The 9,292-nt window shown below is 60.1% G+C and carries 6 protein-coding genes; 2 read left to right on the top strand and 4 right to left on the bottom strand.

Annotated elements, in window-relative coordinates:
- Window positions 1-472: 472 nt before the first annotated feature.
- From LAP85_20515 to LAP85_20505, 3 genes are all read right to left on the bottom strand, one after another.
- Window positions 473-1,300 carry a class I SAM-dependent methyltransferase gene (locus LAP85_20515; protein ID MBZ5498788.1) on the bottom strand — a complete coding sequence of 276 codons (828 nt, stop codon included), beginning with the start codon at window positions 1,298-1,300 and terminating at the stop codon, window positions 473-475.
- 410 nt (window positions 1,301-1,710) lie between these two features.
- Window positions 1,711-2,274: a Fis family transcriptional regulator gene (locus LAP85_20510; protein ID MBZ5498787.1), complete on the bottom strand. Its 564-nt coding sequence runs from the start codon at window positions 2,272-2,274 to the stop codon at window positions 1,711-1,713.
- 211 nt (window positions 2,275-2,485) lie between these two features.
- On the bottom strand, window positions 2,486-3,712 hold the full coding sequence (locus tag LAP85_20505; protein ID MBZ5498786.1) for an EAL domain-containing protein: 1,227 nt from the start codon (window positions 3,710-3,712) through the stop codon (window positions 2,486-2,488).
- Between the two features lie 461 nt (window positions 3,713-4,173).
- On the opposite strand from LAP85_20505, the gene LAP85_20500 reads away from it, so the two are divergent.
- Window positions 4,174-5,412, top strand: coding sequence for an EAL domain-containing protein (locus LAP85_20500; protein ID MBZ5498785.1), 1,239 nt, complete (start codon window positions 4,174-4,176; stop codon window positions 5,410-5,412).
- A gap of 176 nt (window positions 5,413-5,588) precedes the next feature.
- On the opposite strand, the gene LAP85_20495 is transcribed toward LAP85_20500, so the two are convergent.
- Window positions 5,589-5,870: a hypothetical protein gene (locus tag LAP85_20495; GenBank protein MBZ5498784.1), complete on the bottom strand. Its 282-nt coding sequence runs from the start codon at window positions 5,868-5,870 to the stop codon at window positions 5,589-5,591.
- 86 nt (window positions 5,871-5,956) lie between these two features.
- Between LAP85_20495 and LAP85_20490 the strand changes: the two genes are divergently transcribed.
- Window positions 5,957-9,214: a hypothetical protein gene (locus LAP85_20490; protein MBZ5498783.1), complete on the top strand. Its 3,258-nt coding sequence runs from the start codon at window positions 5,957-5,959 to the stop codon at window positions 9,212-9,214.
- The last annotated feature ends 78 nt before the right edge of the window (window positions 9,215-9,292 follow it).

Below are 9,292 nucleotides of genomic sequence, written 5' to 3'. Positions count from 1 at the left end.
AGGATGTATTTGCCGATCAGGGGTTGGACCAGGAAGAGCAGGAAGGCGCTCAGAAACATTGTCGCGCTGTATAACAGCATATTCAGACCACTCCTATGCGACTCTCGTTTGGGATTGTTCGGCTATCTTACACGAAACCGTTTTGGTGTGTTTTGTGTATTTCGTGGTTCCGTAAGACGACTTGATAAATGGTGGCCGGACAACCCAAATCCGCAGCTTTGCCTTTCGGAGAATGCAGAGATCACCCAGAGAATAGGTTTCAAGACACATCAACCCTCGGCGATCTCAGCGGACCCTGCGGTGAGATTTTTCGGTCGCTGCCATGCAAGGCTGTGAAAACCCGAACGGGAAGCGGCCGAAAGAGTCGGCCGCTGCGGAGGCAGGTGGCCGGCGGCAGAGTGCTCCCCTCGTTGTCCAGCCGCCGGCCGTCACTATGTGTAAACCGGAACCGCGACTTCCTGTATTCGAAGAGCTACCTCTCTTCGCGGGTTGCGCTCCAGGCCACGCTGCTGCCATTGGTCTTGGCAGTCCCCTCGATCGCGTTTCCCTTCACCCGGCCTGTGTACACCGAACCGCCGGCTCTGAAAGTGATCTCATCGCCACGCATTCTGGCATCCGAGATCGGCGTGTTCCTGCCGCTTGACGTGAGCGTGCCGCTCAACATCTGGAACTCCTGCGTGAGTGTCAGTTCCCCTGCGCTGAGCCGCCACTTGCCCCCGACTTTGGCGGGCACAATCCAGAGAAGGGCCGTACACCAGCTTATGCACCCTTCCTCCACCGTGGCAGTCTCGTCCGGCTCCCAATCTTCCATCCTGAAACTGTTCGACACCACCCGCGTGCCGGGCTTCATCTCAAGGATCTTGGGCCGCAGTTTCAGGTTGATCTCGGGCAGCAGGAACATGGTGACCACCGTCGCCTGGGAGAAATCGGTCTCGAACAAGTCGGCCTTCATGAACTTCGCCCTTTCGCCGACACCGTCTTTGGCCGCATTGGCAATGGACAGCGTAACCATCTCGGGGTTGTATTCGATGCCCAGGGCGCGGGCTCCACGCTTGGCTGCGGTGATAACAGTTCGGCCGTCGCCCGACCCGAGGTCAATCACGTAGTCCTGCGGCGTGACCTTTGCCATGTCGAGCATTTTATCGACCAGCACCTGGGGAGTCGGCACCCACACCACGTCCTTGCCGTCTTGGCCCACCTCAGGTTGGAATGGTTTCGTCTGCTGTGTTTGCTGTGTCTTTTGTGCCTGTTGCGCCTGCCCGTAGACGCAGGTGGCGACCAACGACAGGCAGAACGCCATCAACAACCGACTGACTGCACGCGATGACCTCATCTTCGACCTCCTGGCAGTTCCAATAAATAGCAGCTTCGGCGTGTATCGTACTCGGACCCCGGCCCTCTGGCTACTAGATTGTTTTGAACCCAGCCTTCAGGCGAACGCCTCAAACGAGAGGGCCAACCGCTTGCTCTGCCCGCCCCGGATGGATGTGCGGTCAGCTATCGAGCGCGAGTGCCAGGTTCATTGCATGCGAACCTGACTGAGGAGCTGCAAGCGACAAACGAGGAACTCCCGAGCACCAAGGAGGAATTGGAGACCTCGTCGGGCCGCACCCTCGATATGAACCAGGAAGGCCTAAGAACGTTGGTGCGGGCGCGCCAGGAATTGCCCGGTCAAGATGCTCGTTCCCAAGTCCCGCCACACCGGTGCGGTCAATAGGGCCGCTGGCCGACCCAGTTGCCTGGCGGATCGTAATTGCAGACCCAGACTTCGCGTCCGCCGCCGCGTGCTACGGCGCAGCCCACTCTCTTGGAGTCACGCCAGACGATCTGGGTATAGTGGCCGCAGATTCCGTTGCAGGCGTTTGAGGCGTAGTTGTAATTCCGAAACTCAGAGGCCCAATGCTTGATCACGACGGAGGGCTTGGCGGCGGCGCCCGTAATGTCAAACAGGTTTTCCCCATAGCGGGAGTCCGGGCTGTGCACGAACCGGTGCTCCGCCAGAAGCTTGTCGGCCCATTTCTGCGCGACGGCAGCAAGCTGATCCGACCATTGAAGCGGGGGCACCTTCACTTGACCCCGAACCGCGTTGTGAGCAGCCAGCATCTCACGCGCGAGCGTAGAAACCGGACCGGTTCTGGGATCGTTACCCGAGACCTGGGATTGCGCGCCTGCGATTCCGGCCGTCAGCATCACGAGCCAGCACGCCCGCAGCCAGCCTCGACAAAAAACCCGCGCTGCGAAGTCAGCAAACGATATACCGGATTTGCCAGCCATGAGATTCGTAACCCCTCAAGAGTTCGGACAACTGCTGTTCAGGGGCATCCTGGCCCCCGGCCTTGTTTTCATCTTGGAGAATTCCTGCGGGTCGATTCGATCCGCACCATTCCACGTGTGATCTTCGGCGCTATTCTCCTGGTGCGCCATGACAATGATCACAATTCGATCGTTTAATAACAAAAGACCAACGGAGAGAATGCGGCGCAGGCTACTCCGGCAGCAGCTCCGGGCGGCCCAGGTAAAAGCCCTGGCCGTATTCTACGCCCATGGACAAGAGAGTATTGAGCTCCTCGGCGGTTTGAATCCCTTCGGCGATCACCCTGGATCCGATGCCGCGTCCCAGCGATATGATGGCTTTCAACATCTCACGATTGACAAGGCTGACATGCACGTCGCGCACGAGCGCGGTGTCGACTTTGAGATAAGCAGGCCGCAGGCGCGCGATGGTCTCGAGTCCGGAATATCCGCTGCCGACGTCGTCCACCGCCAGCGCCATGCCAAGATCTGTGAAATAGGACATGGCGTCCTGGAACAGGCTCAGGTTTTCGATCACCAGCTTCTCGGTGATCTCGATGACAATCCGGTTGGGGGTGACTTTCGCCTTCTCCAGAAATCCGATCAGGTGCTTGCCCCGGAATTCCGGATCCCGAATCGTCGCCGGAAGCGTGTTGACGAAAATCTGCACGTCCGCGGGAAGACGGTTGGAACAGAGGAGGGCCCGCATGCGGCAGAGCCGGTCGAGTTCCACCAGGAGATTGTGCTTGATGGCCGCACCGAAAAGGAGATCGGCCGATTGCAGGCTCGTGCCGGGGGCGCCGCGGGAGAGGGCTTCAAATCCCAGAGCCTTGCGGTCTTGAATCCTGACGATCGGTTGGAATGCAGTGACCACGCGCCCGCGCAGGATGATCTCCTGAAGCCGCTGCCGGACCTGCAGGTCATCCGCGCAGCGCTGCCAGTCGGCGTGTTCATACGCTTCCCGGAGCGCACGGACTATGATGCGGTGCGGATGAACCAGCGGATTGTGCAGGGCCAGCCCGATGCCGATGGAAATATCCGGAGGATTCTTGAGATAAGGCAGGGCCGTGCGCGCAAGCTTGGGAATGAACACGCTCGCAAGGCGCTCACGCAGAGATTCGAGATTCGCGTAAACGTTGGGAGTCGCCTTCCGCTTCCGGCCCAGGAACAGGATGAAGCGCAGCCCCCGCGGCTCGTCGAGCGCGAGGATGTCCTCTTCGCGGAATTCCTTGCCGGATTGGTCTGCAAACAGCTTGAAAATGCGCTGGCGCACCGCCATGTAGGTCTCTGTGCCGTATTGCTCTTCGATCGCAGCGAAGCGCGAAGCATCCAGGACGAGTACGGCCAGGTTACCGCTGTTTTCCAGTTCCTGCGCCAGGTTGGGAACCTTCTCATAATAGACAGGGAGCGACTCGATCATACCAATACCTTTGCCTCGGCGGAAGAAGGCAGAAAGTGGGCCGGTTTACGGCTCGCGTCCAGAATGTGCCCGGAATAGGCAGTGCCGCAGCATGCCTGGGAACGTCTAAGAGTAAAGCTTTTGGGGGATCAATTGCAACCCTTCTACATCGGCAGCGGAACCTCATGTTTCCCGATCCCGGCCGGGTGTGAAGCCTGCGGCGTTACATGTCTGCTGCCGGCGTTTTGCTCCCCCCTGGCTCGTGGTGCCAGGTGACTCGCTTGAATCGCGGGGAGTGCGCAATTCTCTCGAACTCCAATGTCACCAAAGCGCCTCAGAGCTAACTAATCCGCGGGATCTTGCCGAAGAGTTTTGAGAAGTACTTCTCGACTGGCTAGGGTGTGCCCTTCAGGCCGCGAAAACTAGGGTTTGCAACGGCCCCTTCTGGCAAGCCCTCAATGAAACATGGATTCTGGATCCGCATGAAGACCATCGTTGACAAAAATCCGGAGCTGCAGAAATTCATGGCACGACAGCCTATTTTAGATCGTCACCAGCTGGTTCTCGGCTATGAGTTACTCTTCCGCTCCAGCCTGGACAACTATTTTCAGTCGCCATGCGACGAACAAGCTTCGCAGCACGTCGTCAACAAGTATCTGGTCATGGGGATCGAGACGCTTACCGGCGGACGTAAGGCTTTCATCAACTTCACGCGGCAAGCCCTGTTAAGAGACTACCCGACATTGCTGCCATGCAAACAGGTGGTGGTGGAGATTCTTGAGGATATTCAGCCCGATGATGACATTCTTGCGGCTTGCCGCCGCTTGAAGCGGGCAGGCTACACGATTGCCCTCGACGATTTTTCCTTTAAAAAGACGGCGAATCCCCTGACAGCCTATGCCGACATCATAAAGGTGGACTTCCGGGCTACCCCGCCTGTGGAGCGTGAGGCGTTGGTGCGCCGCTTTTCGCCGCATGGAGTCAAGATGCTGGCTGAGAAGGTGGAAACCCAGCGCGAGGCCGCCGACGCTCAGCATCTGGGATATACCTATTTTCAAGGCTATTTCTTCTGCAAGCCGCAGGTGTTCCTGACGAGCAGCATTCCGGGTTTCAAGCTCAACTATCTGCGTATCCTTCAGGCCATCAACCGGGAGGAGGTGGACTTCAGGGAGGTCGAGGAGATACTCCGGCAAGAGCCGTCACTGCTCTACAAGCTGCTGCGCTATCTGAATTCCGCCGGTTTCGCTTTGCGCGGTCAAGTCACTTCGATCCGTCACATCCTGGCCCTGCTCGGCGAGCGCAACCTGCGCAAATGGACATCGATCGTAGCCATGCTGGACCTGGCCGGAGACAAGCCGGCGGAGTTGGTCGTCACTTCCCTTACACGTGCCCGATTTTGCGAGTTGCTGGCCCGGCCGCTTGACCTTTACAAGCGCGAGACCGATCTGTTCCTGCTCGGTTTGCTCTCGGTAATGGATGCCATTTTAAACCGCCCCATCGAAGACATCCTGGCCGGACTACCGGTGACGAAGGAAGTTAAGGCAGGCCTGCTCGCAGCCAACAACAGGTTTTGCCACGTGCTCAACGCGGCTGTGGCGCTGGAGCGGGGAGACTGGGACGGGCTGCGGGACTGCATAGACTACCTGGAAATTGATGAGGAATCACTCCAGGATCTCTACCTGCAGGCGATCAAATGGGCGAGGAGTATCTTTGATCGCTGACGGCCTAGGAGCCGGATGGCAGCAGGAGGTGATCTCCTCGATTATCCCGCTTCGGCCGCGCTCAGAGCGGCCGGACGCGCGGCCCGAACATCAACCTGACCAATGCTGACGAGGGTTTTGCCGCGGACACTTTCATCGCGCAAAATCCCGAGGTCGCATCGCCGGAATCCTTCATCTCAGTCTGACCTCAGCCGGAACTCAGGACCACCTCCACACCGCCTGCCGAAATTCGCTTGCTCTCGACCGCCACTCAGGATAGAAATGCTTCTTCCATAAGTCGAACTGCCGGTGCAGGTCTCGACGCAGCAGTCGGGATCGGCGAAGAAGGGCGGAACGGTCCGGCAGGTCTTGGCCGAGGGCATGGCGGCAGCCGGCGCGAACGCGCCGGCGCGCGCCAGGATCAGCGAGGAATGTGAAACTACCTTGATCACGCCGACCCATTTCACAATGAAGGTCAAGAAGAATCTCACTTTCTTGCCGACGAAGGCTCTCGTGATCTTCTGCGACCCGCCACGATTACAATTCCCTCACCGTGAGGTCTTCCATGAATAGCAATCCCATCAAAAAACGACTACTGCTGGCTCTCGTTGTTGCGGCGACCCCGTTTCTGTTATTGGCCCAAGAAGCCAGGCAAACCAAGCCTGAACAGGCCAAACAGGCCAAGCCCCAACAGACCAGATCGGCTAAGGCCGCGAAGCCCCAGCCGATTACGGAGGCGGATCTGGCAACAGCGAAGCCGGGACGCGACCCGAATCAGCCCATCGACGAGGAGTACACGAAGAAGATCAAGGAGTACACTACCGAGACCTTCTTCCTTTCGCCGGTCATTGATTATATGCCGGCGTCGACGACCGTTCCGACGCCCAAGGCCATTCTCGGCGACATCGCCGGCGCAGAAGGAAAACTGCCGTACACCAAAGAGGTGTACGACTACATGCGTCTGCTGGCAAAGTCGACACCGCGTGTCAGGGTCTACACCATCGGCACGAGCGAAGAGGGCCGTGAGATGATTGCGGTCGCAGTGGCATCCGAGGCGCTGATGGCGAAACTCGACCAGAACAAGGCCGACCTCGCCAAGCTCGCAGATCCGCGGACGATCAAGATGGACGATGCGGTTGCGGATGAGATCTCAAAGCGCACCGCGCCGATCTACTACATCACGGGCGCGATCCATTCGAACGAAGCTGGGGCGCCAACGGCCCTCATGGAACTGGCCTATCGTCTGGCCGTCGACGACAGCCTCTATATCCGCAATATCCGTGAGCACGTCATCACGCTCATCACGCCTGTGGTGGAACCCGACGGGCGCGACCGCGTCGTCGACGTCTACGAGTATAAGAAAAAGCACCCGAAGGACACGCCGCCAAGCGCCATCTACTCGGGCCACTACGTCGGGCACGACAACAACCGCGACTCGATGGGCCTCACCCTCAAGCTCACTCAGAACATCCTGAACACCTACCTGGAGTGGAAGGCGCTGATACTGCATGATCTGCACGAGTCGGGCTCATTCCTCTACGACAATACGGTCGGCAACGGCCCGTACAACGCATGGCTCGATCCGATTCTCACCAATGAATGGCACCTGATCGGGTGGAATAACGTCAACGAGATGACCCGCATGGGAATGCCCGGAGTCTTCGCCTGGGGCACGTTCGACACCTGGTCGCCCGGCTACCTGTTTTTTATCGCGGCCACGCACAACGGTATCAGCCGCCTGTACGAAACGTTCGGCAACGGCGGCAACGCGGACACGGAGGAGCGCACGCTCTCGGGAAACGAGACGGCGCGCACGTGGTTCCGCCAAAACCCGCCGATCGGGCGTGTGCGCTGGTCACTCCGGAACAACAACAACTACGAGCAAACCGGCATCATCGTCTCGCTCAACTACATCGCGAACAACCGGATCACCTTCCTGCGCAATTTCTACGACAAGAGCAAGCGGTCGATCCTCAAGGCAAAGACCGAAGGGCCGGCAGCGTACGTGTTGCCCGCGACCGATCCGCGCCTCGGAACTCAAGCCGAACTCCTGCGCGTGCTGCAGAAGCAGGGTGTTGAAATTTCGCGCGCAACGGCTGCCTTTACGGTGAACCTGCCGACTCGCCCGGCTGCCACCGGCGCTGGACGCGGTGGCCGAGGCGGCGGCAGGAGCGGTGGGGCGGCGGCAGGAGCGGCAGCGGCAGGAGCGGCGGCAGGCGAAGCGCCTGCACAGGCGGCCCAACCAGCCCAACCCCCCCCTCCTACCACTCGTGAGTTCCCAGCCGGCAGCTACATCGTGCGCATGGATCAGCCCTACTCGCGCATCGCCGACACGCTGCTCGACTACCAGTACTGGGCGGGGAACGACGCGCAGACGCGCCCCTACGACGACACCGGCTGGACCTTCCCCGAAGGCTTCGGCGTCCAGGCGGTGCGCATCACCGACGCTAAAGTGCTTGATGTCTCGATGGAACCTGTCAAGGGCGAGGTCAAGGCGCCCAGCGGCGCCGGCGGCCAGGGGACGATGTTCGCGATCAACCACAATGCGGACAATGCCCTGATCACGCTGCGCTACAAGCTGAAAGACGCCGACATCCAAATGGCCGAAGAGCCGTTCGAATCGAACGGCACGAAATTCAACCGCGGCTCGTTCATCATCAATGGGGTCGCGCAGGCGGATCTGGACAAAATCACGAACGATCTCGGACTCAAGGCGTATCCGCTCGCGGCGGCGCCTTCGGTGAAGACCCATCCTGCGCGTGCCGCCCGCGTGGCGATCCTGCACCAGTGGAGCAACACCCAGACGGAAGGCTGGTGGCGCCAGGCCTTTGACATCTACGGGATCCCTTACGACTACATCGACCCGGAGACGATCAGGAAAACGGAGAATCTGCGCGACAAATACGATGTCATCATCTTCGGGCCAGGCGGCGGGCAGGGCGCGGTCGAGGGGACTCCCTTGTGGAAGAACCCGATCCCGTGGAGGAACTCGCCTGAGATGCCGAACATCGGCACCTGGGCGCAGACGGACGACACACGGATCGGCATGGGCCTGGAAGGGCTCATGCATCTCCGTGAATTCGTTGTCAAAGGCGGCGTCTACATCGGCTCGAACAGCAGTGCCGACTTTGCCATCAACAACAACTTCACTTACGGTGTCAGCACGGTCAGCCCCGGCTCGACGACGCGCGTGGTGGGTTCGCTTCTGCGCACGAAGCTCGTCGATGACACGAGCCCGATCGTGTACGGGGTGCCGGAAAACCTTGCGATGTACAGCGGCAACGGCGCGGCCTTCAGCGTCAGCGCCACCGCGGGTGGCGGCGGACGCGGCGGAGGGGGCGGCGCACCTCCGGCGGCAGCGGCTCCCGGCGGCGGACGGGGCGGCGGGGGCGGCGGGGGACGGCCGACCGGACGCGGCACGCAGGATGATCAGGATGTGGTTCAGGGCCGGCCGCTGCTGGAGGGGACGAACCTGAAACCGGTGCCCGAGCGGCCGCCGACGCAGCCCTGGCAATACGCCTTGCCGACGGAAGAGCAGTTGAAGAACAATCCGCCGAACATCATCCCGCCGGAATTCCGCCCGCGCGTGGCACTGCGCTTCGACGCCCAGAGTACCCTGCTCGTCTCGGGACTGCTGGACGGCGGCACAGATGTCGCGCAGCGGCCGGTGGTCGTCGATGTGCCGGTGGGTCAGGGCCATGTTGTGCTGTTCGCGAACAACCCAATCTATCGCGGCGAAACGATCGGCAGCTATTTCATGGTCTTCAACACGATCCTGAACTTCGACAGCCTGAACGCCGGGCGAAAGCTGGATCAGAGATAATTACCAGATCCTCGATCCTCACAACCGCAGATGCTCGCGGATAACAACCCGCGCGCGTCTGCGGTTTCCGACCCTGCC

This window comes from Terriglobia bacterium, assembly GCA_020072565.1.
Lineage (GTDB): Bacteria > Acidobacteriota > UBA6911 > UBA6911 > UBA6911 > JAFNAG01.
Note: the sequence above shows the minus strand (reverse complement) of the source record. Positions and strands in the feature narration are given on the sequence as shown.

Bases quoted from the DNA above. Each gene is read 5' to 3' on its own strand.
- LAP85_20515 (MBZ5498788.1), bottom strand. From the start codon at position 1,300: ATGGCGTTCTGCCTGTCGTTGGTCGCCACCTGCGTCTACGGGCAGGCG.
- LAP85_20510 (MBZ5498787.1), bottom strand. From the start codon at position 2,274: ATGGCTGGCAAATCCGGTATATCGTTTGCTGACTTCGCAGCGCGGGTT.
- LAP85_20505 (MBZ5498786.1), bottom strand. From the start codon at position 3,712: ATGATCGAGTCGCTCCCTGTCTATTATGAGAAGGTTCCCAACCTGGCG.
- LAP85_20500 (MBZ5498785.1), top strand. From the start codon at position 4,174: ATGAAGACCATCGTTGACAAAAATCCGGAGCTGCAGAAATTCATGGCA.
- LAP85_20490 (MBZ5498783.1), top strand. From the start codon at position 5,957: ATGAATAGCAATCCCATCAAAAAACGACTACTGCTGGCTCTCGTTGTT.